General features: G+C 62.0%; 22 protein-coding genes. 5 read left to right on the top strand and 17 right to left on the bottom strand.

The features are described from left to right. Nucleotides 1-24: 24 nt before the first annotated feature. The 3 genes from Q9290_RS08080 to Q9290_RS08070 are packed head-to-tail and all read left to right on the top strand — an operon-like array spanning nt 25 to nt 4,125. A complete protein-coding gene (locus Q9290_RS08080; RefSeq protein WP_306079124.1) occupies nt 25-1,155 on the top strand; it encodes a homogentisate 1,2-dioxygenase in 1,131 nt (376 codons plus the stop codon). A 28-nt stretch (nt 1,156-1,183) separates the two neighbouring features. Further along, complete coding sequence (locus tag Q9290_RS08075) at nt 1,184-2,176, top strand: fumarylacetoacetate hydrolase family protein (protein WP_306079123.1); 993 nt, start codon at nt 1,184-1,186, stop codon at nt 2,174-2,176. Next, nucleotides 2,173-4,125 (top strand): acetoacetate--CoA ligase, encoded by a 1,953-nt coding sequence (locus Q9290_RS08070; RefSeq protein WP_306079122.1) that lies wholly within the window; start codon nt 2,173-2,175, stop codon nt 4,123-4,125. The genes Q9290_RS08075 and Q9290_RS08070 overlap by 4 nt, the downstream gene beginning before the upstream one ends. Nucleotides 4,126-4,198: 73 nt before the next feature. Here the strand turns inward: Q9290_RS08070 and Q9290_RS08065 are convergent, their stop codons facing one another. From Q9290_RS08065 to rpe, 4 genes are all read right to left on the bottom strand, one after another. Continuing rightward, nucleotides 4,199-4,417: a hypothetical protein gene (locus Q9290_RS08065; protein WP_306079121.1), complete on the bottom strand. Its 219-nt coding sequence runs from the start codon at nt 4,415-4,417 to the stop codon at nt 4,199-4,201. A gap of 116 nt (nt 4,418-4,533) precedes the next feature. After that, on the bottom strand, nt 4,534-5,541 hold the full coding sequence (gene trpS, locus Q9290_RS08060) for a tryptophan--tRNA ligase (protein ID WP_306079120.1): 1,008 nt from the start codon (nt 5,539-5,541) through the stop codon (nt 4,534-4,536). Nucleotides 5,542-5,564: 23 nt separating this feature from the next. Beyond that, on the bottom strand, nt 5,565-6,233 hold the full coding sequence (locus Q9290_RS08055; protein WP_306079119.1) for a phosphoglycolate phosphatase: 669 nt from the start codon (nt 6,231-6,233) through the stop codon (nt 5,565-5,567). Further along, nucleotides 6,226-6,900: a ribulose-phosphate 3-epimerase gene (gene rpe / locus Q9290_RS08050; protein ID WP_371930905.1), complete on the bottom strand. Its 675-nt coding sequence runs from the start codon at nt 6,898-6,900 to the stop codon at nt 6,226-6,228. Before rpe ends, Q9290_RS08055 begins: the two co-directional genes overlap by 8 nt. A gap of 207 nt (nt 6,901-7,107) precedes the next feature. Here rpe and Q9290_RS08045 point away from each other — a divergent pair, with 207 nt between their 5' ends. After that, nucleotides 7,108-7,284, top strand: coding sequence for a DUF2970 domain-containing protein (locus tag Q9290_RS08045; protein ID WP_306079118.1), 177 nt, complete (start codon nt 7,108-7,110; stop codon nt 7,282-7,284). Here the strand turns inward: Q9290_RS08045 and Q9290_RS08040 are convergent. From Q9290_RS08040 to pilM, 9 genes are all read right to left on the bottom strand, one after another. Next, nucleotides 7,281-8,090 carry a Dam family site-specific DNA-(adenine-N6)-methyltransferase gene (locus Q9290_RS08040; protein ID WP_306079117.1) on the bottom strand — a complete coding sequence of 270 codons (810 nt, stop codon included), beginning with the start codon at nt 8,088-8,090 and terminating at the stop codon, nt 7,281-7,283. The genes Q9290_RS08045 and Q9290_RS08040 overlap by 4 nt on opposite strands. Before the next feature lie 62 nt (nt 8,091-8,152). Then, nucleotides 8,153-9,478: an AAA family ATPase gene (locus Q9290_RS08035; protein ID WP_306079116.1), complete on the bottom strand. Its 1,326-nt coding sequence runs from the start codon at nt 9,476-9,478 to the stop codon at nt 8,153-8,155. A gap of 12 nt (nt 9,479-9,490) precedes the next feature. Continuing rightward, nucleotides 9,491-10,558: a 3-dehydroquinate synthase gene (gene aroB / locus Q9290_RS08030; RefSeq protein WP_306079114.1), complete on the bottom strand. Its 1,068-nt coding sequence runs from the start codon at nt 10,556-10,558 to the stop codon at nt 9,491-9,493. Nucleotides 10,559-10,573: 15 nt separating this feature from the next. Further along, nucleotides 10,574-11,092: a shikimate kinase AroK gene (gene aroK, locus Q9290_RS08025; protein ID WP_306079113.1), complete on the bottom strand. Its 519-nt coding sequence runs from the start codon at nt 11,090-11,092 to the stop codon at nt 10,574-10,576. A gap of 157 nt (nt 11,093-11,249) precedes the next feature. Then, nucleotides 11,250-13,235 (bottom strand): type IV pilus secretin PilQ, encoded by a 1,986-nt coding sequence (locus Q9290_RS08020; RefSeq protein WP_306079112.1) that lies wholly within the window; start codon nt 13,233-13,235, stop codon nt 11,250-11,252. Nucleotides 13,236-13,273: 38 nt separating this feature from the next. Beyond that, a complete protein-coding gene (locus Q9290_RS08015) occupies nt 13,274-13,792 on the bottom strand; it encodes a pilus assembly protein PilP (protein ID WP_306079111.1) in 519 nt (172 codons plus the stop codon). Next, the gene (locus Q9290_RS08010; protein WP_306079110.1) at nt 13,789-14,373 is read right to left on the bottom strand and encodes a type IV pilus inner membrane component PilO; all 585 of its coding nucleotides are present in this window, start codon (nt 14,371-14,373) and stop codon (nt 13,789-13,791) included. Before Q9290_RS08010 ends, Q9290_RS08015 begins: the two co-directional genes overlap by 4 nt. Then, the gene (locus Q9290_RS08005) at nt 14,370-14,924 is read right to left on the bottom strand and encodes a PilN domain-containing protein (protein ID WP_306079109.1); all 555 of its coding nucleotides are present in this window, start codon (nt 14,922-14,924) and stop codon (nt 14,370-14,372) included. The genes Q9290_RS08010 and Q9290_RS08005 overlap by 4 nt, the downstream gene beginning before the upstream one ends. Next, nucleotides 14,912-15,970 (bottom strand): type IV pilus assembly protein PilM, encoded by a 1,059-nt coding sequence (gene pilM, locus Q9290_RS08000; RefSeq protein WP_306079108.1) that lies wholly within the window; start codon nt 15,968-15,970, stop codon nt 14,912-14,914. The genes Q9290_RS08005 and pilM overlap by 13 nt, the downstream gene beginning before the upstream one ends. A gap of 165 nt (nt 15,971-16,135) precedes the next feature. Between pilM and Q9290_RS07995 the strand changes: the two genes are divergently transcribed. Beyond that, entirely contained in the window at nt 16,136-18,517 is a 2,382-nt protein-coding gene (locus Q9290_RS07995; RefSeq protein WP_306079107.1) for a penicillin-binding protein 1A, read from the top strand. Nucleotides 18,518-18,563: 46 nt separating this feature from the next. Here Q9290_RS07995 and oxyR read toward each other — a convergent pair whose 3' ends face one another. From oxyR to dusA, 4 genes are all read right to left on the bottom strand, one after another. Continuing rightward, the gene (oxyR, locus tag Q9290_RS07990) at nt 18,564-19,460 is read right to left on the bottom strand and encodes a DNA-binding transcriptional regulator OxyR (protein ID WP_306079170.1); all 897 of its coding nucleotides are present in this window, start codon (nt 19,458-19,460) and stop codon (nt 18,564-18,566) included. Between the two features lie 65 nt (nt 19,461-19,525). Then, complete coding sequence (locus Q9290_RS07985; protein WP_306079106.1) at nt 19,526-20,254, bottom strand: glutathione peroxidase; 729 nt, start codon at nt 20,252-20,254, stop codon at nt 19,526-19,528. 147 nt (nt 20,255-20,401) lie between these two features. Beyond that, on the bottom strand, nt 20,402-20,638 hold the full coding sequence (locus Q9290_RS07980; RefSeq protein WP_306079105.1) for a YdcH family protein: 237 nt from the start codon (nt 20,636-20,638) through the stop codon (nt 20,402-20,404). A gap of 30 nt (nt 20,639-20,668) precedes the next feature. Next, entirely contained in the window at nt 20,669-21,658 is a 990-nt protein-coding gene (gene dusA / locus Q9290_RS07975; protein WP_306079104.1) for a tRNA dihydrouridine(20/20a) synthase DusA, read from the bottom strand. Between the last annotated feature and the right edge of the window lie 4 nt (nt 21,659-21,662).

Below are 21,662 nucleotides of genomic sequence, written 5' to 3'. Positions count from 1 at the left end.
ATTGATCACGACGGGAGCCATAACATGAAAGACAGGGTCTCCTTTCCCCTGCGCGAAGGCGACTACTCGCGTCAGGCCCATTGCGACCTGCCCGCCGGCAGTTTTGAGCGGGAAATCGGCAAGGACGGTTTTTTTGGCCCGGCCAGTCACATGTATCACCGTCATCCGCCCACCGGCTGGAGCCACTGGGAGGGTCCGCTGCGCCCCCGCGCCCTCGACACCGGCAAGCTGCCCACCATGGGCCCCTCGCCCTGGAACGCCGCACCTTTGCTGTATAATGATCGCCTGCGTGTTCGGCTGTGGCACTGCCAAAACGCCATGGATCACCTGGTGCGCAACGGCGACGGCGACGACTGCCTGTTCGTGCACCGAGGCCATGGCATGCTGTATTGCGACTATGGCCGGCTGCCCTTCACCGAAGGAGATTATCTGGTGTTGCCTCGCGCCACCAGCTGGCGCATTGAGCCCGCCGAGCCGGTCACCCTGCTGATGATCGAAGCCACCCATGGCAGCTACCGGCTGGCGGATCGGGGGCCGGCAGGGCGGCATGCCATTTTTGACCCCGGCGTGCTGGAGCACCCGCACATCGACGATGCCTTTGCTCGTCAGGCCGAAGCGCCCGGCGAGTGGCAGGTTAAACTCAAAGCCCGCGAGCAGCTCAACACCATCACCTATCCATTCAATCCCCTTGACGCCATCGGCTGGAAGGGCGATCTCACCGTGCTCAGGCTCAACTGGCGGGACATTCGGCCGTTGATGAGCCACCGCTATCACCTGCCACCCTCGGCCCACAGCACCTGGGTGGCCGATGATTTCGTGATCTGCACCTTTGTGCCCCGGCCCATGGAGTCGGACCCCGGCGCCCTCAAGGTGCCCTTTTTTCATAACAACGACGATTACGACGAAGTCATCTTTTATCACCAGGGCAACTTTTTCAGCCGCGACAACATCGACGCCGGCATGATCACCTGGCACCCCTGCGGCTTTACTCATGGCCCGCATCCCAGGGCCCTGGCCGCCGGCAGTCAGTCCAGCCGCCGCGAGACCGACGAGGTGGCGGTGATGATCGACAGCCGCCAGCCACTTAACCTGGCCGACCTGCCACCGGGCGTGGAAAACGCCGATTATGTGAATTCGTGGCAAGGAAAGACTTAAGCCAACTGACAGCATCAAGGAGGTAAGCGTGAAACTGGCCTCTCTCAAGGAAGGACGCGATGGCAGCCTGGTGGTGGTGTCCCGGGATCTGCGCCGGGCCTGCAGTGCCGAAGGGGTCGCCCCCACCCTGCAGGCCGCCCTCGACAACTGGGACGAATGCGAGCGGGCCCTGCGCGCCCTTTACCAGCAACTGAACCGGGACGAACACAAGGACGCCTTTGATTTTATTCCCCAGGAATATGCCGCTCCCCTGCCCCGGGCCTATCAGTGGGCCGACGGCAGCGCTTACGTCAGTCATATCGAGCTGGTGCGCAAAGCCAGAGGCGCCGATATGCCGCCGAGTTTCTGGACCGATCCGCTGATGTATCAGGGCATGTCCGACGGTTTTCTCGGCCCGTGCGACGATATTGTCCTGGCCGACGAAGCCTGGGGCATCGATTTTGAAGGAGAAGTGGCGGTGATCACCGCCGATGTGCCCATGGGCACCGGTGAACGCCACGCCCTGCCCTACGTCAGACTGCTGATGCTGGTGAACGATGTATCATTGCGCAACCTGATCCCGGCGGAGCTCGCCAAGGGCTTTGGCTTTTTTCAGTCCAAGCCGGCCACCGCCTGCTCGCCGGTGGCGGTCACTCCCGACGAGCTGGGCCAGCACTGGCACCGGGGCCGGGTGCAGCACCGGCTGCGGGTCACACTTAACGGCAGCCTGTTCGGTGAGCCCCATGCCGGCACCGACATGACCTTTGGCTTTGACCAGCTTATTGCCCACGCCTGCCTGAGCCGGCCACTGGGGGCCGGCACCATTATCGGCTCGGGCACCGTCTCCAACCGGGATGAAAGCACCGGCTCCTGCTGCATTGCCGAGCGCCGCACACGCGAACAGCTGGGTGCCGGCAGTGCCAGTACCCCCTTTATGCGCTTTGGCGATCGGGTGCGCATGGAGATGCTCGACGATGACGGCCACTCCATTTTCGGCGCCATCGATCAGCAATTGGTGCATTACAAGGGACCGGACGCATGAGTACCGCTCCGCTGTGGATCCCCTCGCCCGCGCGGGTACAACAAAGCCTGCTGCATGCCTTTATGCAGCGCCTGGAGCACGAGCTTGGGCTGCCGTTTGACGACTACCGCGCCCTGCATGCCTGGTCGGTGGCATACCCTGATCTGTTCTGGCATCAGTTGTGGCGCTTTGCCGGCGTTATTGGCCATCGGGGCAGCGTCACCGTGACCAACCCCAGTGATGCCGAACACGCGCTCTGGTTTCCCGAGGCCCGGCTCAATTTTGCCGAAAACCTGCTGGCCCATGATAGGGTGCCCCTCGATGAGCCCGCCATGATTGCCCTTGCCGAAGACGGCAAAACCCGCACGTTAAGCTGGCACCAGCTGCATCAGCAGGTGGCGGCGGTGGCGGCCTGGCTGGATGAGGCCGGCGTACAACCCGGCGACGTGGTGGCGGGCTTTTTACCGAATGTGCCGGAAACCCTGATCGCCATGCTGGCCACCGCCAGTCTGGGGGCAATATGGACCTCCTGCTCGCCGGACTTTGGCGCCGAGGGGGTGATTGAACGCTTTGGTCAGACTCAGCCCAAGGTGTTGTTTGCCGCCGACGGCTACCGCTACAACGGCAAGGCGCACGACAGCCGCGTCCGGGCCAGCGCCATCATGGCGGCCATTGCCAGCCTCACCCACAGGGTGGAAGTGCCCTGCCTGGGCGACACGCCCCCTCCCGACGGCGTTACTCCCTGGTCCGAGATGCTGGCCACCCATGGCCATGCGCCGCTTAGGTTTCATTCCATGCCCTTTAATGCGCCGCTGTACGTGCTCTATTCCTCCGGCACCACCGGCAAGCCCAAGTGCATGGTGCACGGTGCCGGCGGCACCCTGCTCAACCACCTGAAAGAGCACATGCTGCACTGCGATATTCACCCTCGTGACCGGGTATTTTATTTCACCACCTGCGGCTGGATGATGTGGAACTGGCTGGCCTCGGCACTGGGCAGCGGCGCCACCCTGCTGCTTTATGACGGCGCCCCCTTTTATCCCGATGCCGGCCGGCTATGGCAGTGGTGCAGCGAGCAGCAGGTCAGCCTGTTCGGCACTTCGGCCAAATACCTGGAGGCGCTGGAAAAAACCGGGCTGCAACCGGGCCGGCACTACCACCTCAATGCGCTGCGTACCCTGTGCTCCACCGGCTCGCCACTGGCGCCGGAGCAGTTTGATTTTGTCTACCGGCATATCAAGCGCGATCTGCTGCTGGCGTCCATTTCCGGCGGCACCGATATTTGCGGCTGCTTTGTGCTCGGCAACCCCGTAAGCCCGGTGTACCGGGGCCAGTGTCAGGGCCCGGGGCTGGGCTTAAACGTGCGGGTGTTTGATGATTCCGGTCAGCGACTGCTTGGCGAGCCGGGAGAGCTGGTGTGCTGTAACGCCTTTCCCAACCGGCCGGTGGGCTTCTGGAACGATGAAGACGGCAGCCGTTATCACCAGGCCTACTGGGCACGGTGGCCAGGCGTGTGGCATCACGGCGACTTTGTCACTCAAACCCGTGAGGGCGGCATGGTGTTTCACGGCCGCTCCGATGCCGTACTCAATCCGGGGGGCGTACGCATCGGCACCGCCGAAATTTATCGCCAGCTGGCACGCTTTGAGGAAATTGCCGAATCCGTGGTGATCGGCCAGCGCCAGGGCAACGACGAACGCCTGGTGCTGTTTGTGCAGCCGGCACAGGGCCATGACCTGACCCCGGTGCTGGCCGAGGCCATACGAAAGCGGCTACGGGAAGCCTGCTCACCGCGCCATGTGCCGGCGGTGATCCTGGCGGTAAACGACGTGCCCCGCACCCGTTCGGGCAAGCTGGTGGAGCTGGCAGTACGGGAAGTAGTGCACCAGCGGCCGGTGAAAAACCAGGAAGCGCTGGCCAACCCCGAGGCGCTGGAACAATTCAGGAACAGGCCGGAGCTGAATTTGTAGGTTCGGTATTAGCCGGGCAACGGCATTGCATATGGCGCGGTTTTTCCGACTGAAGCCGGGCCTACAAAAGGGCTCAGCTGTCGAGGTAGCGCCCCTGGGTCAGCTCGCGCTCGCGCTGACATTCGGCCAGATAGATGGCAGCCACCACGGAAGATTCCTGATGATGATCATCAATGGCCCGGGAGACCATGCGCTCCAGGGTCTTTTCATTTTTGGCCATGCGAAACTTGCGCAGCCAGTAATACTTGTCCTGCAGATCCTGTGCCTGTTCTGACTCTAAATATACGTTCATTAATGGTGTGAATTCCGGTGAGGAAATAGGGTAAATGGCCGAAGCCTGAAAATTAGACGACAAAACATTCAAAATGGTTCCCGCGCCGATGACGCGGGAACCCGGGCAGAACGGGCTCAGCGAACCCGCGGCACGAAGCCGATCACATCATACACCCGGTCGAGGGTCTGCACCGCCTTGGCCCGGGCCTTGTCGGCGCCCAGCGTCAGCACGCGACGCAGTTCGGTCTCGTCTTCCCGCAGTTCGTGAAAACGCTGCTGAATGGGGTTGAGCATATCGAGTACCGCTTCGGCAGTTTCGGTCTTGAGGTGACCGTACATTTTGCCTTCAAAATGCTGCTCCAGCTCGGCCACCGGGCGGCCGCTGGCGCCCGCCATCAGGGTCAGCAGGTTGGATACGCCGGGCTTTTCGGCGGTATCGAAACGCACCTGAGGCGGATCTTCCGAGTCGGTCAAGGCCCGCTTCAGCTTCTTGGTGATCTTCTTGGGATCTTCCAGCAGGCCGATGAAGTTGTTGGCATTGTCATCTGACTTCGACATCTTTTTGGTCGGCTCCTGCAGGCTCATGATGCGGGCGCCGTCTTCGGGGATAAAGGGCTCGGGCACGGTGAACACGTCACCGTAGAGCTGATTGAAGCGATAGGCAATGTCCCGGGTCAGTTCCAGGTGCTGCTTCTGATCGTTGCCCACCGGCACCTGATTGGCCTGATACAGCAGAATGTCGGCGGCCATCAGTGCCGGATAGGTAAAGAGGCCGGCGTTGATGTTTTCGGCGTAGCGGCTGGACTTGTCCTTGAACTGGGTCATGCGCGACAGTTCGCCAAACTGGGTGTAGCAGTTGAGCACCCAGGCCAGCTCGGCGTGCTCGGGCACGTGGGACTGAATAAAGATGGTGCTCTGTTCCGGTTCCAGGCCAATAGCCAGGTACAGGGCGGCGGCGTCCAGGCAGGCGGAGCGCAGGGCTTGCGGGTCCTGGCGCACGGTAATGGCGTGCATATCCACAATGCAGTACAGGCAGTCGTAGTCCTGCTGCATTTTCACCCACTGGCGCAGGGCGCCCATGTAGTTGCCTATGGTCAGCTGGCCCGAGGGCTGGGCACCGCTGAGTACGATGGGTTTAGCCATGTTGTTCCTTGTGGTGTATTTGATTAAAGCTTAAGCAGTTCAGCGAGCCCGGCGAAGTCGTCCAGCACCCAGTCGGGCTCGCTGTCGGCGATGGGCCGGCCGTAGTTGTAACCGTAGGTGAGCGCCGCCACCGCCATGCCCGCGGCCTTTGCCGCCAGCACGTCGTTTTCCGAGTCTCCCACCATCAGGGTACGGGCCGGACTCACGTCCAGCCGTTCACAGATGTGCAGCAGTGGCGCCGGACTGGGCTTTTTTTCGGCCAGGCTGTCGCCGCCCAGGGCCAGCTCAAAGTGCTTGCCGAGCCCCGCCGCCGCCAGAATGCCGGGCACAAAGCGATACGGCTTGTTGGTGACCAGCGCCAGGCGCTTGCCCGCGGCGCGCAGGCGCTCAAGGGTATCGAGCACGCCGGGATAAAACACCAGGTCACCGTCGGCATGACCGGCGTAGGCCTCGTCAAACAGGGTGCGGGCACGACGGTGCAGTTCGGCCTCAGGGGCTTGCCCCTCGGCGGCGGTCAGGGCGCGCTGCACCAGCATGTCGGCACCATTGCCCACCCAGTGACGCACCGCATCCACCGGCTGGGCGGCGTGGCCGAGATGTTCCAGCATCTCGTTGATGGCCTCGGCCAGCTGGGGCACGCTGTCGATCAGGGTGCCGTCGAGATCGAACTGAATAAGTTCAAACTCAGCCATGGGCGGCGGCCAGCTCGCGGCGCATCTCGTCAATCACCGCCTTGTAGTCGGGCTTGCCAAAAATGGCGGAGCCGGCCACAAACATGTCGGCGCCGGCCTCGGCGATGTCGCGAATGTTGTCGGGCTTGACGCCGCCGTCGATCTCCAGGCGAATGTTACGGCCGCTGGCGTCAATACGGCGACGGGCTTCGCGCAGCTTGTCGAGGGTGCAGGCGATAAAGGACTGGCCACCAAAGCCCGGGTTGACCGACATCAGCAGGATCACGTCGACCTTGTCCATCACATAGTCGAGGTAGCTCAGCGGCGTGGCCGGGTTGAACACCAGACCGGCCTGACAGCCGTGCTCGCGGATCAGCCCCAGGGTGCGGTCGACGTGCTCGGACGCTTCCGGATGAAAGGTAATGATGGAGGCACCGGCCTTGGCAAAGTCGGGCACCAGGCTGTCGACCGGCTTGACCATCAGGTGCACGTCGATGGGCGCGGTAATGCCATAGTCACGCAGGGCCTTGCACACCATGGGACCTATGGTCAGGTTGGGCACATAGTGGTTGTCCATCACATCGAAGTGCACGACATCGGCACCGGCTTCCAGCACTTTCTCCACGTCTTCACCCAGACGGGCAAAATCGGCGGAAAGAATGGAAGGAGCTATCAGAAAGTCTTTCATCAGGGTTACCTTGAGCGCAAAAAACGCACCGATTCTACCCCAGCGACCGGGGATTCTCTACAACCCCTTCGGGGAGCTGTAAGCTATCAGCTTTAAGCCATAAGAAATTACCGCTGTTTGAAGGTGCAACGCAGTGCCTGCAACCAGTTGAACTTACGGCTGACAGCTTACGGCTTATAGCTTCCCGAAGGGGGTAAGGAGTGAATCATGAGCTGGAAACACAGACTGCAGGCGGTGCTGGCCGCCCTGTTCGGGGTGCAGTCGGAGCAAAACCGCCAGGCCCAATTCACCGGCAGCCCCTGGCCCTATATCGCCGCGGGGGCGGTACTGATCCTGCTGTTTGTGCTGATGCTGGTGGGAATAGTGAAGCTGGTGCTGGGTTAGGCGAACAGCGCCAGCAGTTCGTCCACCTTCTGGCGGTTGTGGCCGTGGCGGCTGATGGTGCGCTTGACCGCCACCACGTCCAGACTGGCATCCCGGTACAGCTCGCGGGTAAGCGGAATATCGTGGTTGCTGATCAGCACAGGCACGCCCCTGGCGGCGGCTTCCCGGGCCAGCCGGGCCAGAATGGCCTGATCGTCCAGGGTAAAACCATTGGCGGCGTAGGTGGTAAAGCTGGCGGTACTCGACAGCGGCGCATAGGGCGGATCGCAGTAGAACACCTGATCCGGCTTGGCACTGGCAAACACCTCGTCGTAGCTCTGGCAGACAAAGGTGGCCTTTTGCGCCTTTTCGGCGAAAAACCACAGCTCCTTTTCGGGAAAATAGGGCTTCTTGTAGGCGCCGAAGGGCACGTTGAAGCCGCCCTTGCGGTTATAGCGGCACAGGCCGTTGTAACCATGGCGGTTCAGATAGAGAAACAACAGCGCCCGGCGGAACGGCTCCGTCTCCTGGTTGAACTCGGTACGCAGGCCGTAATACACCGCCTTGTCGTTGTTATCGGGAGTAAACAGGCCGGCCGCCTCGCGCACAAAGACATCGGGGCGCGTTTTCAGCAACTGATAGAGATTGATCAGATCGGCGTTGATGTCCGCCAGCACATAGGCATCAAAATTCGAATTCAGAAAGACCGAGCCGGCGCCCACAAAGGGTTCGACCAGGGTGCGCCCTTCGGGCAGGCGACGGTTGATGTTGTCCACCAGACCATACTTGCCGCCGGCCCACTTCAGGAATGCGCGGGTTTTCGTCATTGTTGCCATTGCTGCCGAACCGTGTGAGGGGCGCGCATTGTAACCCCATGCCGCGCTCATGGCTACGGGCCGGCTTCTTTTTGCACCTGGCCAAACGGCTTGGGCCAGGGCTTGGCGGCACGCAGCTCACCGGGCAGCGAACCAATGGCGCGCCGCGCCTGCTCGGCGGTGGCAAAATCACCGTGTACCAGCACATACCAGGGCTGGCCGTTAAGGGTACGGGTATACACCCAGGCCGGCGACAGCCGGTGGCGGGACACCAGCTGGTTCAGGGCGCTCTGATCCCGGCTGGCCATCAGTTGCAGGGTGTAATGGTCTGCCGGCTGTTGTTTCAGTGCCGCCGACTGAGCCGGCGCCGAGGCGCGCTCCGCCGTCTGCCCGGATCGGGCGCTGCCGTCACGGCGCAACAGCTCGCTCACCACCTCGTCTTCAATGATCACCCGCTCCCTGCTGCTGTCGTCGGGAGACTCCGCCACTTGCGTGGCCACCTGAGGCTCTTCGGGCAGGGGCTCCGCCGGCCAGTCACTCACCAGTGGCTCGGCCTGAGGTTCAGCTTCGGTTGCCGGGGCTTCCGGAGCCAGGGTGAGGGGTTGCGCCGGAGCCTCGGGCAGGGATTCGGCCTGAAACGGCTGGACCACCTCGGGGGCGGGCTCCGGTTTGCCCACCAGCAGGGCGACCAGCGCCGCCAGGCCGAGCAGGATCAGCCCGGTAAGCAGGATCTTGACCGATTTGTTTTCAAGCCATTGCCGGTATTGCGGGGTTCTCATGCTCGACTCCATACTGGCCGCCAGATCACCCGGGTAATGCAGCCGTTCCAGCAGTTCCGCCGCCGGCTCCACCCCGGAATAAAGGCACAGTTGCCGTTTATCTTCCTCACTCAGCTCGGGAACTTCAAGCTCTACCACCGGCAGCTCGGGGTAGCTGCGCAACAGCCCCCGTACGCCCCCGGCCCAGGACGGCAGACCCAGCAGCGCCATAAAGGGCCGCTGCTCCGCCGGCAGGCCCAGACACAGTTCGGCCAGCTCCTGCAGTTGAGGGTCGGTCAGCCACTGAGCATTGTCCACCACCAGCAGACGCCGGGCCGGCGCCGCCGGCAGCAGCCGGGACATGGAATCGAGCAGTGGATCATCGGCATCGAACACAGCCCCGGCAAACCACTGCTCCAGCAGCGCTTCGCGAAAGGTGGCCTGACTGGTGATCAGACGGGCATCAAGTACCACAGGCGTCAGCAGCTCGCTGTGCCGGGCCAGCAGGCTGGCCAGGGTGCTTTTGCCGGCGCCCTTCGGGCCACTCAGCAACACCAGCTCGTGATCGAGCCGAAACAGGTGCAGCAGCCGCTCCAGCAACTGCTGTTGGGAAGAAAGGGTAGGCAGGGCCTCGACGGTCACGCTACGCCGCCCTTAATCCAGCACGTGTGCCAGCTGGGCTTCGGTGACGTCGTCGACAACCTGTGCCCGGCCAATGCCTTGTGGCAGCACCAGCCGCAGCTTGCCGGCCAGCACCTTTTTGTCACGCAGCATGTGCGGCAGGTACTGGTCAAGCGTCATGCCGGCAGGGCCGGCCACCGGCAGGTGAGCCCGGGACAGCAAGGCCTCGACCCGGGCCACCTCGGCCTCGGTCATGTCACCGCGCAGCCGGGCGGTATGGCAGGCCTGCATGGTGCCGGCGGCCACCGCCTCACCGTGCAGCCAGTTGCCATAACCCATCTCGGCTTCAATGGCGTGACCAAAGGTATGCCCCAGGTTAAGCAGGGCACGCACGCCGTGCTCGCGCTCGTCACAGGCCACCATTTCGGCCTTGATTTCGCAACAGCGGCGAATGGCATAGGACAGCGCCTCGGTATCGAGCTGTTGCAGCCGCGGCAGCTTGTCTTCCAGCCAGGCAAAGAAGTCGGCGTCCCAGATAATGCCGTACTTGATCACCTCGGCCATGCCGGCGGCAAACTCCCGTTCGGGCAGGGTTTGCAGACAAACGGTGTCAATTAACACCAGTTCCGGCTGGTAAAAGGCGCCGATCATGTTCTTGCCAAGAGGATGGTTGACAGCCGTCTTGCCGCCCACCGAGGAGTCGACCTGGGCCAACAGCGTGGTGGGCACCTGAATAAAAGGCACGCCGCGCTGGTAGCAGGCAGCGGCAAAGCCGGTGAGGTCACCGATCACGCCGCCGCCGAGGGCCACCAGGGTGGTATCGCGGCCGTGACCGCTTTCCAGCAGCTTGCCCATCACCTGATTAAAGGTGTCCAGGGTTTTGAACTGCTCGCCGTCGGGCAGCACCAGGCTGTCGACATTCAAGGGGGCCAGCGCCGCCAGCAGCCGTTCAAGATACAAGGGCGCCACCACCTCATTGGTGAGCACCAGTACCTTTTTGCCTTTGATGGCGCCCTTCAGCAGGGCGCCGTCGGCCATCAGGCCGTCGGCAATCAGAATGGGATAGCTGCGCTCAGCCAGATTGACGGTTAACCTTTCCATGGAGCTTCTCCCGGCTTACAGGCCGATCAGTTCAACGATCTGGTTGGCCACCAGCTTGGCGCTCTGCTCGTCGGTACGCACGACATAGTCGGCCACTTCACGATAGAGCTCGTTGCGCTCATGGGCGAGGCGCTCGAGCACGTCCCGCGGCGCTTCTTCGGTCTGCAGCAGCGGACGGCGCTTGTCTTTCTGCACCCGTGCCAGCTGTTTTTCCACCGTGGTTTCCAAGTACACCACTATGCCCCGGGCCGACAGCCGGTTGCGGCTTTCCCGGCTCTTGACCGAGCCACCGCCGGTGGCGAGCACGATGCCCTGCATCTCGCTCAGCTCATTAATTACCTTTTCTTCGCGTTGGCGGAAGCCTTCTTCGCCTTCGACATCAAACACCCAGCTGATATCGGCACCGGTGCGGCGCTCGATCTCATGATCGGAGTCGTAGAACTCCATATGGAGTTGTTGTGCCAGGTATTTGCCAATGGTGCTCTTGCCCGCACCCATAGGTCCCACTAGGAAGATATTGCGTTTCTCAGCCATGTTGCACGAAATTCTCACAAACAAATGCGCCCCACGAACACCGCGGGGTCGACGATGAACCTAACCTTGATTTTCTGAAACTGGACGCCGGATTATCGCAACTGAGCCGGCGGCTGGCAAGGAGCACGCCGCCGGCTCGAAAATTGGGGGCCAGTTATCAGGCGCTGTCGTGCACGATACGGGGGGTGACGAAGATAATCAATTCCCGCTTGCGGTTGGTATCGGAAGTGCTCTTGAACAGGCGTCCCACCACCGGAATATCCCCCAGCAGCGGCACCTTGGTCACGGTGCGGGACTGCACCTGCTGAAAGATCCCCCCCAGCACCAGGGTTTCGCCGTCGTTCACCAGCACCTGGGTGGTGATCGACTGGGTATCGATGGCCACGGCCACTCCCCCGGTAGCCTGGGGCACTTCCTCGCCAATGGAGTCCTGAGTCACGGTCAGATCCAGCACCACCCGGTTGTCGGGGGTGATCTGGGGCGTCACCTTGAGGCTCAGCACCGCGTCCTGAAACTGCACTTCGGTACCGCCCTCGCCCGATGAGCTGGAGTAAGGCACCTGGGCCCCCTGCTCGATCAGCGCCGGCTTCTGATTGGAGGTGGTGACCCGGGGGCTGGCGATGATCTCGCCGCGGTTTTCCCGCTCCAGTGCCGCCAGCTCCAGATCGAGAATGGTGCCGTCCGACAGCTTGGCAATCTGCAGCCCGATGGAGCCACCGGTACTGGTGATGGGCAGGTTAACGTTTAAATTACCTTCGGTGCTGTTATGCTCACCACTGGTGTCGTTGCGGTATTCCCAGTTGACCCCAAAGGCTTCTTCAAAGCCCTCGTTGATGGTCACCATGCGCGCCTCGATCACCACCTGCTTGATGGGAATATCCAGCAGCGACAGCATGCGACGAATGTTTTCGATGTTTTCCCGAGTGTCCTTGATCACCAGTATGTTGGTTCTGTCGTCCACCGCAATGGCGCCACGTTCCGACAGCAGCCGGGTGCTTTCGTTGGTGAGCAACGCCACCACGTCCACCGCCTTGGCGTAGTTGACCTGCAAAAACTCGGTTTCAAGCGGTGCCAGCACTTCCTTGGCCTGACGGTTTTCCAGTTGCTGCTGCTCCTGCTGGGCCAGCTCCGCCGCCGGCGCCACCAGCAGAATATTGCCGTCCAGCCGCTTGTCGAGGCCGCGCACCTGCAAAATGGTGTCGAGGGCCTGCTCCCAGGGCACGCCGTCCAGGCGCAGGGTCAGGTTGCCCTGCACCGAGTCGGTGGTGACCAGGTTGAAGTTATTGAAGTCGGCGATCAGCTGCAGCGCGGTGCGCACCGGAATATCCTGAAAATTCATTGAGATGGGCTTGCCACCGTAACGCTTGCCGGGACGACTGGCGCTGACCGCCCGCGCCGGCCGGGCCAGCTCAATGACAAACTCGCGGCCGCGCTGATCGTACTGGTAAACAAACTCACCGTCCGCTTCCACCGTGATCACCACGTTTTCCCGCTCCCGGCGCGTGTGAATGCGATTGGCCAGAGTGGCGAAGTCGGTGACATCGTAGGTTTTCAGCAGCAGATCGGGAATATGGGTATTGTGAAAGCTGGCCTCCAGCCGCTGGCCACGCTTTTGCAGATCCACCGCCGCCGCGGCCCGGTCGAGGGCGATCACCACCTGCGCCTGACCCTCGGCGCCCCGGCGAAAGTCTATGCCGGCAATGCCGTTAATGGCCCCCGGCGGCAGCGGCTTGCCGGCCCCCGAGGTGGCGGAAACCCCCGCCCCCAGCAGCACCTGCAGCAGCTTGCCTTCCTGGCGTACCCGGTAGGGCTGCACCCGGCTCATGGGGATCACCACCTCCAGCGCCGCTCCGGCACGACGCACCTCAATGGTGGAAATGCCCTGGCGTTCGATGGGAATGCGGTTTTCCAGCAGTGCCGAGCTGGCGCCGGGCAGGCGCAGCACCAGACTAACCGGATCCTGAGTGAGCCGCTCGGTCACCGCCGGCGGCTGGTCAAACTCCATTTCCAGCACCAGTTGTTCGCCGGCCAGCGGATTGACCCGAAACTGCTCCAGACTGGCAGCCAGCGCCGGCCAGGCGCTCAGCCAGGCCAGGGCCGCAAGCAGACAGACCCTCAACCGCGCGGCGGTCGTTTTTCCCATGATGCGCACTCCCTGCAAAAATAATGATGTTGTTTGAGTCATTGTGGTTCGCCGGCCAGCGCCAGCGTTGTTTCCCGCTGAGTCCAGCAGCCCCGGCCATCGGACACGTATTCTTTCAGGGTGATCCGTTCCGCGCTGATGGCGGTCACCTCGCCGTGGTTCAGCCCCAGCCGGTCTCCCGGCGCCACCAGGTGGGTTTCTCCATTCCGCAACACCACCAGCGCCCGCATTTCACCGGCATTCTGCAGGCTGCCCCGCATGGCGAGATTATTGAGGGAATGGGACTCCAAGGGCTGCTTTTCCCGCTGCATATCGGGCTGTTCGCAGTCCCGCGGCGCCTGTCCGCGGCTGGCGGCACTTTCCGGCCGGGGGGCCACAAAGGGGCTGCGTTCACTCACCGGCACATACGCCTCGGGCACGTATTCATTGACCTCGGGCATGGGTTCCGGCGCCGCCGCCGGACGGGAACGCACCTCGGCCACATAACGGCGCAGATCTTCTTCTTCGGAGCAGGCGCTCAGGCCCAGTACCAGCAACATGGCAAGGGTGAGTCTCATCGGCCCCCCTGCTCGTTGTATTTGTAGGTTTTGGCCAGCATGCTCATGGCGAGCTGGTCACCGCTCTTGTTGCTGAGGCTGAAACTGTCGAGGATCACGATACGCGGCAGCGCGGCCACGTCGGCCACAAACCGGCCCAGCTGATGATAATCGCCGCCGACGATAATTCGCATGGGCAGCTCGGTGGAAAATTCGCCCGGCTGCTCCGCCTCCCAGTTGATGCGCTCAATACGCAGGCCGTTGTCGGTGGCGATAAAACTGATGTCATCCAGCAGGCCGGCGATCTCCAGCTGGTTGGGCAGCTTGCGCAGCTCGTTTTCCAGCCGGGCCTGCAATGTTTTCATCTGCTGCTCGTAGGCCGGCAGGGCCGCCGCCTGGCGGGCCTTGGTTTCAAAGGTCGCCTTGAGCCCGGCCTCCTGAGCCTGCGCCCGCTCCAGCCGCGCCAGGCTGTCGCGGATCAAAAACTGCCCCATCAGCCCGGCGAGCAGGGCGCACAGTATCACCACTGTGGCCACCTTGGCGGGTTTGGGCCACTGGCCGATATTGTCAAAATCGAGTTCGTTCAGCTCTTGCCAGTTCATGGCTGCCCCCTGTCTGCGGCCACCTTCACGCTCATGGAAAACTGACTGAGGGCGATGGGTTGACTGTCGGATGCGTAAATGGAGCCAAGGCGGGGCTCGGTCAGCCAGCGGCTGGCTTCCATGCTGCGCAGCATGCTGGCCACCCGCGGATAGGCTTCGGTCTTGCCCACCAGTTCAATGCGCTCCCGGGCCACATTAAGTGAGCTCAGGTACACACCGGGAGGCACCAGCCCCGGCATCTGGTTGAACAACCGCACCGAAAAGGCGCGTCTGTGCTGCAACTGGTCGATCAGCCGCATGCGCTCCAGCAGTTGTTCCCGCTGCTGACGAATGGCGCTGATTTCCCCCAGCACCTGATCCAGCCTGACGGTTTCCACCTGCAGAAAACGGTTGCGCTCCTGCTGGTGCGCCACCAGCTGGCCGATGCGCAGGTTCACCAGCAGCATGATCACGGCGGTGACGGCCACCGCCACCGACAGCAATATCATAAAGCGTTTTTTCTGCCGGCCCTTGAGTCCTTCCCGCCAGGGCAGCAGGTTTATATTTGACATGGTGAAAAACTCCTCAGTGCCAGCCCCAGTGCGGTGGTGTAGGCCGCCGCCCCGGCATATTGCCGCTCATCGCCGCCCAGCAGCCGCTCAAACCGGGGCACAAACACCGGCATGGCCAGCTCCTGCTCCAGCACCGGCGCCAGCTGGGCCAGCTGGCTGCCACCGCCACTTAAAAACAGCGCCTGGGGCGGCTGGCTGCCGGAGCTGCTCTGAAAGATTTGCAGGTTGCGGCGAATGTGCTGGAGAATGGCGGTAATGTGACGCTGGCTAGCCTCATCCAGCAGCGGCTCTGGCAAGGTGTGTTCCAGCTTGGCGGCGTCGGCCTGGGTTTCCGGTATGCCCGACAACTGGCTGAGCTCCCGAGTGAAATGGGCGCCGCCGAAGTTCTGCAGGCGGCTGTGAATGACTTCCCCCTGCTCCATGACCCCAAAGGTCAGGCACTCGGCACCAATATCGGCCAGCGCCAGCAGGCCCACGTCGGCCTGCTCCGCCTGCAGCAGGGCCTGGGCGGCACGGGCAACGGCGTGCACGCCTATGTCGACCACGCCGGCTTCCCAGCCGGCCAGCTGCAGCGCCGCCAGGCGCGTGGAAATACTGTCGGTACGGGCGGCGCTGAGCAGAATGTTTTCCCGGTCGGGACGCGCCTGACTGGGGCCCAGGCGTTCAAAGTCGAGGCTGATCTCTTCCAGCGGAAAAGGAATGTGCTGGCCGGCTTCCAGCATGACCTGGTTTTCCAGATCGTCGTCGCTCAGGCCCCGGGGCAAGGCGATGATCTTGGTGGTCACGCTGCTGCCGGTGACCGCCGTGGCCACCCTGTCGATGCGGCTGCCAAGCTGGCGCCGCAACTGTTTCAGCGCCTCGCCCACCGCTTCAATGTCCTGCAGCTGATGGTCGATGATACTGTTGGCGGGCGTGGGCACACTGGCCATGGCAGCCAGTTGCATGCGCTCCCTTTGCCCCTTGAGCACCACCGCCTTGAGGCTGCCGGTGCCAAAGTCCACCCCCACCATCCACTGCACATCCCGTTTTCCGGTCAGGCTAAACATAAGCATCCATGTAGTTGTTTTTGTTGGCGTCTGTAAGCTTAGACAGACTCATTTGTACTTATAGACATTTAATAAAATAAAACCAAAAGCGCTCGAACATGACGCCGCTCACAGGATATACTTGCCGGCCAATTGGTTAAAAAATGATTTACCGGGTTTTATTACATGCTCAAATGGCTCGTTCGCCTGTTTGCCCTGGCCTTTTTTCTCGGCCTGTCCGGCATGGTTGCACTTTTTGTTCTTTACCAGCAAATCAGCGCCGATCTGCCGGATGTTTCCAGCCTTAAGGACGTGCGTCTGGAAACGCCCATGCGCATCTACAGCCAGGATGGCGAACTGATCTCCCAATACGGGGAGCAACGCCGCACGCCGGTCACCATCGACCAAATGCCGTTACCGCTTATCGATGCCTTTCTTGCCACCGAGGATGCCCGCTTTTACGAGCACCCCGGCATCGACCCGGTGGGCATTGCCCGCGCCGCCATGGTGTGGCTGACCACGGGGGAAAAACGCCAGGGCGCCAGTACCATTACCCAGCAGGTAGCCCGCAACTTTTTCCTCAGCCGGGAAAAAACCATAGTGCGCAAGGTGAAAGAGATTGTTCTGGCTTTGCACATCGAAAGTCAACTGAGCAAGGACGAGATCCTTGAGCTTTACCTCAATAAAATTCCCCTGGGCCACCGCGCCCATGGCGTGGGGGCGGCCGCCCAGGTGTATTACGGCAAGGAGCTGGCCGATCTGAGCCTGGCGGAAATGGCGATGATCGCCGGCCTGCCCAAGGCGCCGTCCACCCTTAACCCCATCAGCAACCCGCGCCGGGCCGGCGAACGCCGGGCGGTGGTACTGGGTCGTATGCTGGACACCGGCAAAATCACTCAAGGCCAGTATGACGAGGCCATGGCCGCGCCGGTACGCACCCGCTACCACGGCGCCGAAATTACCCTGAGCGCCCCCTACCTGGCGGAAATGGCTCACCAGTTTGCGGTGTCCATGTTTGGTGACGAAGCCTATACCCGTGGCCTGAACATCTACACCACTGTCCACGCCGACGAGCAGCAGGCCGCCAACCAGGCGCTGGTGAACGGCCTGCTGGCCTACGATTTGCGCCACGGCTACCGGGGCCCGGTAGCCACCCTGTGGCAGGGCGACGAGGCCTGGAGCACCGAGCAAATTGAACAGCATCTGGACGAGCAGCCCGCTTACTGGCCGCTGGAACCGGCGGTGGTGACCAAGGTATCAGAACGCAGTGCCACCGTATTGATCAAGGACAAGGGTCAGGCCGAGCTGGGCTGGGATGGCCTCAAGTGGGCTCGCGCTTACATTGCCGACAACCGCCAGGGCAAGGCGCCCAAGCGGGCCGCGGATATTCTCAAGGCCGGTGAACAGGTATGGGTGCGCCCTCACCATGACGGCTGGATGCTGAGCCAGCAGCCCGATATCAACGGCGCCCTGGTGGCGCTGGAGCCGACCAGCGGTGCCGTCACCGCCCTGGTGGGGGGCTTTAACTTTACCCTCAACAAGTTCAACCGGGTGAATCAGGCCGAGCGCCAGATGGGCTCCAACATCAAGCCCTTTATCTATTCCACCGCCCTGGATCACGGCTTTACCCTGGCCAGCCTGGTGAACGACGCGCCCATCAATCACTGGGATGCGGGCAGCGGCAACGCCTGGAAGCCGCGCAATTCGCCCAATGTGTATGACGGCCCCATTCGGGTTCGTGAGGCCCTGGCCCGTTCCAAGAACGTGGTGTCCATTCGCCTGCTGCGCGACAGCGGCATTGCCAACGCCATGCAGCGGCTGAACGACTTCGGTTTTGATACTCACCGTATTCCCGCCACCGAAAGCCTGGCGCTGGGCTCCCCCTCGGCCACGCCGCTGCAAATGGCCACCGGCTACGCCACCTTTGCCAATGGCGGCAACAAGATCTCGCCCTTTCTGGTAGAGCGCATCGAGGATGCCCAGGGCGTGGTGCTGTACCGGGCCGCGCCCGAGCAACAGCGCATTATCAGCGAGGAAAATGCCTACCTCATCAGCTCGGCGCTGGGCTCGGCCATTCAGGGCGGCGTCAGCGGTGAGCGCCGCTGGAACGGCACCGGCTGGCGCGCCGGTCGCGCCCTGGGCCGCAGCGACATCGCCGGCAAGACAGGCACCACCAATGACTCGCGGGATGCCTGGTTCTCGGGCTTTACGCCGGACCGGGTCGCCACCGCCTGGGTGGGCTTCGACGACTTTGGCCGGCCCCTGGGCCGCACCGCCTACAACCCCAATCTGGGCCGGGATCAGGTGGCCGGCGGCGAGTTCGGCGGCAGCACGGCACTGCCGATCTGGGCCGATTACATGAAGGTGGCGCTGTCGCACTTTCCGGAGCGTGAACGCCCCCTGCCCGGTGAACTGGTGACCGCCACCATCGACACCAGCACCGGTCTGCTGAGCAATGGCAAGGGCCGCACCGAATACTTCGTGAAGGGCAGTGAGCCCCGCCGCTACAGCCGCCCCGACAGCCATCAGCAATTTGGCGGCACCAGCGTCACCGACGAGCTGTTTTAAACGGTGCGCACAGCTACAAAAAGGCGCTGCATGGGCAGCGCCTTTTTTATGGCAATCGCTCGTTCAGCAGGGTGCTGATCACCCGGGCCATTTCGTTAAAACAGGGCCGGCGCACCGAGTGAGCCCGGTGCAGCAGGGCAATGGTACGGCTGGGCCGGGGATCGGTCACCCTGAGGTAATGCACGCCGGTATCCCCATTACGCTCCCCCACCGCCAGCTGAGGGATCAGGGTCAGCCCCGATCCCGCCGCCACCATGTTGCGCAGGGTTTCCAGGCTGGTGGCCTTGAAATGGCTGTCTTCGCCGATACCGGCGGCAAAACAAAAGCCCATGGCCTGATCCCTCAGGCAGTGACCGTCTTCCAGCATCAGCAGCTTTTCGCCCTTGAGCTCATCGAGGCGTATCTGCTTCCGTCCGGCCCACTCGTGAGTAACGGGCACCGCCAGCAGCATGGCTTCGTCATACAACGGCAGAGCGCCGAAGTTATCCATGTTGTCGAGCTGGGCCAGGATCAGACAGTCGAGCTCGCCGTCCGCCAGCTGCTTGAGCAATACCTGGGTCTGGGCCTCGTAAAGAAAGATGTGCAGCTCGGGAAAGTGCTGTTTCAGCGCCGGAATGATGTGCGGCAACAGATAAGGACCAACCGTGGGAATCAGCCCGATATGCAGCTCCCCCGACATGGGCTCGGTAAAGGTGCGGGCAATGTCGCGCAGCTCCTTGGTGGCGGCCAGCACCCGCCGGGCCTGATTGGTAATGGCGTCCCCCGCCGGGGTAAACAGCACCTTGCGGGAAGTGCGCTCCATCAGCAATACGCCCAGCTCGTCTTCCAGCTTGCGCAGCTGGCCGCTGAGGGTGGGCTGACTGACGTAACATTTCTCCGCCGCCTTGCGAAAGTGGCGCTCTTCGGCGAGCGCCACCAGGTATTCAAGATCCCGTAAATTCACCTGTTCACCATGGTTATTCATTCCTTTACCGGCATGATCCCCGATTTTGGTGAAAATGGAAAGGATCAGCCCAGATGGGCGGCCAGGTCGTCGCTGCCGCCGATATGACGACCGTCGATAAACACCTGGGGTACCGTGCTGCGACCGGACACCGCCTTCAGGCTGATGCTGGTGGCGTCCTGGCCGACGATTACTTCCTCATAGCGCATATTGCGCTCCAGCAGCATCTGCTTGGCACGGGCGCAGTAAGGGCAGCCAGGCTTGCTGAACAGGGTGATGGCCGAAGGCTTGGCCGCGTCCGGATTGATATGCGCCAGCATGGTGTCGGCATCGGACACTTCAAAGGGGTCGCCGGGCTTTTCGGGCTCGATAAACATCTGTTCAATCACGCCATCCTTCACCAGCATGGAATAGCGCCAGGAGCGCTGGCCAAAGCCCAGCTCGCGCTTGTCTACCAGCATGCCCATGCCCTCGGTGAACTCACCGTTGCCATCGGGAATGACGCGAATATGCTCGGCTTCCTGATCCGCCAGCCAGGCGTTCATCACAAAGGTGTCGTTCACGCTCATGCAGATAATGTCGTCAACGCCGTTTTCAAACAGCACCGGCGCCAGCTCGTTGTAGCGGGGCAAATGGGTGGAAGAACAGGTGGGAGTAAAGGCGCCGGGCAGGGAAAACACCACCACGGTTTTGCCACTGAACAGCTCATCGCTGGTGACATCCATCCACTGATCCTGATGGCGGGTGCGAAAGGTAACCTGGGGTACACGCTGGCCGGTTTTGTTGGTCATCATGGTTTGAGTCCTTGTATTAACGGTTTGAAACTGGACTCAGTATGACCCGGCCATAACCAAAGTGTAAATCGTTTGAATAACTTGAATTGATAGCCCTTAACAATCAAAAGAGCAATGGCGATACCATTGCTCTTTTCATCATGTGCTTCAGCCCCAGCCGTTGAGCCACCCGTTATAGATCTGCTCCTTTAACTCGAGTCGTCGCAGTTTAAGACTTTCAAACTCGGTGTCGGAGATCGGCATGTTACAGGCTTCAAGGCCTTCAATTTCGTGATTCACCTTGTGGTATTCCCGGGCAAGACGGGCAAATTCCTCATCGTTCAGCTTGAGCGCGGTAATGTGGTCGGCATGCTCGGGAAACTCTTCGGCAAGCGTGTGTGTCATGAATCAACCTCCTCGGCGTCAGGGGATGATTTAACTATAGACGACACTTTCCTCCGGTACCCGGGCCATGGCGGCCTCCACCACCTCGGGGCCGGCGCCGCGCTTGTGGGCGTTTTCACTCAAGTGCCGGCGCCAGGCCCGGGCCCCCGGCATGCCCTGAAAAATCCCCAGGGTATGACGGGTAATATTGCCGAGATAGGTGCCCTGAGTGAGCTCCCGCTCGATATAGGGCAGCAGATTGCGGATCACCTGATGGCGGCTCGGTACCTCACGCTCATCACCAAACAGCTCGGCATCCACCCGCGCCAGCAGATAGGGGTTCTGATACGCCTCGCGGCCCAGCATAACGCCATCCAGATGCTGAAGATGAGCTCCGGCCTCTTCCAGGGTCTTGATGCCACCGTTCACGGCGATGGTCAGCCCGGCGTAATCCCGCTTCAGCTGGTAGACCCGGTCGTAATCCAGCGTCGGAATTTCCCGGTTTTCCTTCGGGCTGAGCCCCTGCAGCCAGGCCTTGCGGGCGTGCACGATCAGCGCATCGATGCCGGCTTCGGCCACGCTGTCCACCAGGGTGCACAGAAATTCGTAGCTGTCCTGCTCGTCGATGCCAATGCGGGTTTTCACCGTCACCGGAATGGACACCGCCGCCTTCATGGCCGCCACGCCCTCGGCCACTTTTTGCGGCTCAGCCATCAGGCAGGCACCGAACAGGCCGTTTTGTACCCGATCCGACGGGCAGCCCACGTTCAGATTGATCTCGTCATACCCGCGCTGTTCGGCCAGCACCGCGCAGTGAGCCAGAGCCTCGGGATCATTGCCGCCCAGCTGCAGCACCAGCGGGTGCTCTTCCTCGTTGTAGGCCAGGTAATCGCCCTTGCCGTGAATAATGGCCCCGGTGGTGACCATTTCGGTATACAGCTGGGCATGACGGCTCATCAGCCGGTGAAAATAGCGGCAATGGCGGTCGGTCCAGTCGAGCATGGGGGCAACGGAGAAACGGGCGCTGGGGTAATGACTCATGAGC

The organism is Oceanimonas aquatica (assembly GCF_030732065.1).
In the GTDB taxonomy this organism is placed as follows: Bacteria; Pseudomonadota; Gammaproteobacteria; order Enterobacterales; family Aeromonadaceae; genus Oceanimonas.
Note: the sequence above shows the minus strand (reverse complement) of the source record. Positions and strands in the feature narration are given on the sequence as shown.

Excerpts from the sequence above, each read along its gene's own strand:
- Q9290_RS08080 (WP_306079124.1), top strand. The coding sequence starts at position 25 with ATGAAAGACAGGGTCTCCTTTCCCCTGCGCGAAGGCGACTACTCGCGT.
- Q9290_RS08070 (WP_306079122.1), top strand. The coding sequence starts at position 2,173 with ATGAGTACCGCTCCGCTGTGGATCCCCTCGCCCGCGCGGGTACAACAA.
- Q9290_RS08065 (WP_306079121.1), bottom strand. The coding sequence starts at position 4,417 with ATGAACGTATATTTAGAGTCAGAACAGGCACAGGATCTGCAGGACAAG.
- trpS (WP_306079120.1), bottom strand. The coding sequence starts at position 5,541 with ATGGCTAAACCCATCGTACTCAGCGGTGCCCAGCCCTCGGGCCAGCTG.
- Q9290_RS08055 (WP_306079119.1), bottom strand. The coding sequence starts at position 6,233 with ATGGCTGAGTTTGAACTTATTCAGTTCGATCTCGACGGCACCCTGATC.
- rpe (WP_371930905.1), bottom strand. The coding sequence starts at position 6,900 with ATGAAAGACTTTCTGATAGCTCCTTCCATTCTTTCCGCCGATTTTGCC.
- Q9290_RS08045 (WP_306079118.1), top strand. The coding sequence starts at position 7,108 with ATGAGCTGGAAACACAGACTGCAGGCGGTGCTGGCCGCCCTGTTCGGG.
- Q9290_RS08040 (WP_306079117.1), bottom strand. The coding sequence starts at position 8,090 with ATGACGAAAACCCGCGCATTCCTGAAGTGGGCCGGCGGCAAGTATGGT.
- aroB (WP_306079114.1), bottom strand. The coding sequence starts at position 10,558 with ATGGAAAGGTTAACCGTCAATCTGGCTGAGCGCAGCTATCCCATTCTG.
- aroK (WP_306079113.1), bottom strand. The coding sequence starts at position 11,092 with ATGGCTGAGAAACGCAATATCTTCCTAGTGGGACCTATGGGTGCGGGC.
- Q9290_RS08020 (WP_306079112.1), bottom strand. The coding sequence starts at position 13,235 with ATGGGAAAAACGACCGCCGCGCGGTTGAGGGTCTGTCTGCTTGCGGCC.
- Q9290_RS08015 (WP_306079111.1), bottom strand. The coding sequence starts at position 13,792 with ATGAGACTCACCCTTGCCATGTTGCTGGTACTGGGCCTGAGCGCCTGC.
- Q9290_RS08010 (WP_306079110.1), bottom strand. The coding sequence starts at position 14,373 with ATGAACTGGCAAGAGCTGAACGAACTCGATTTTGACAATATCGGCCAG.
- Q9290_RS08005 (WP_306079109.1), bottom strand. The coding sequence starts at position 14,924 with ATGTCAAATATAAACCTGCTGCCCTGGCGGGAAGGACTCAAGGGCCGG.
- pilM (WP_306079108.1), bottom strand. The coding sequence starts at position 15,970 with ATGTTTAGCCTGACCGGAAAACGGGATGTGCAGTGGATGGTGGGGGTG.
- Q9290_RS07995 (WP_306079107.1), top strand. The coding sequence starts at position 16,136 with ATGCTCAAATGGCTCGTTCGCCTGTTTGCCCTGGCCTTTTTTCTCGGC.
- Q9290_RS07985 (WP_306079106.1), bottom strand. The coding sequence starts at position 20,254 with ATGATGACCAACAAAACCGGCCAGCGTGTACCCCAGGTTACCTTTCGC.
- Q9290_RS07980 (WP_306079105.1), bottom strand. The coding sequence starts at position 20,638 with ATGACACACACGCTTGCCGAAGAGTTTCCCGAGCATGCCGACCACATT.
- dusA (WP_306079104.1), bottom strand. The coding sequence starts at position 21,658 with ATGAGTCATTACCCCAGCGCCCGTTTCTCCGTTGCCCCCATGCTCGAC.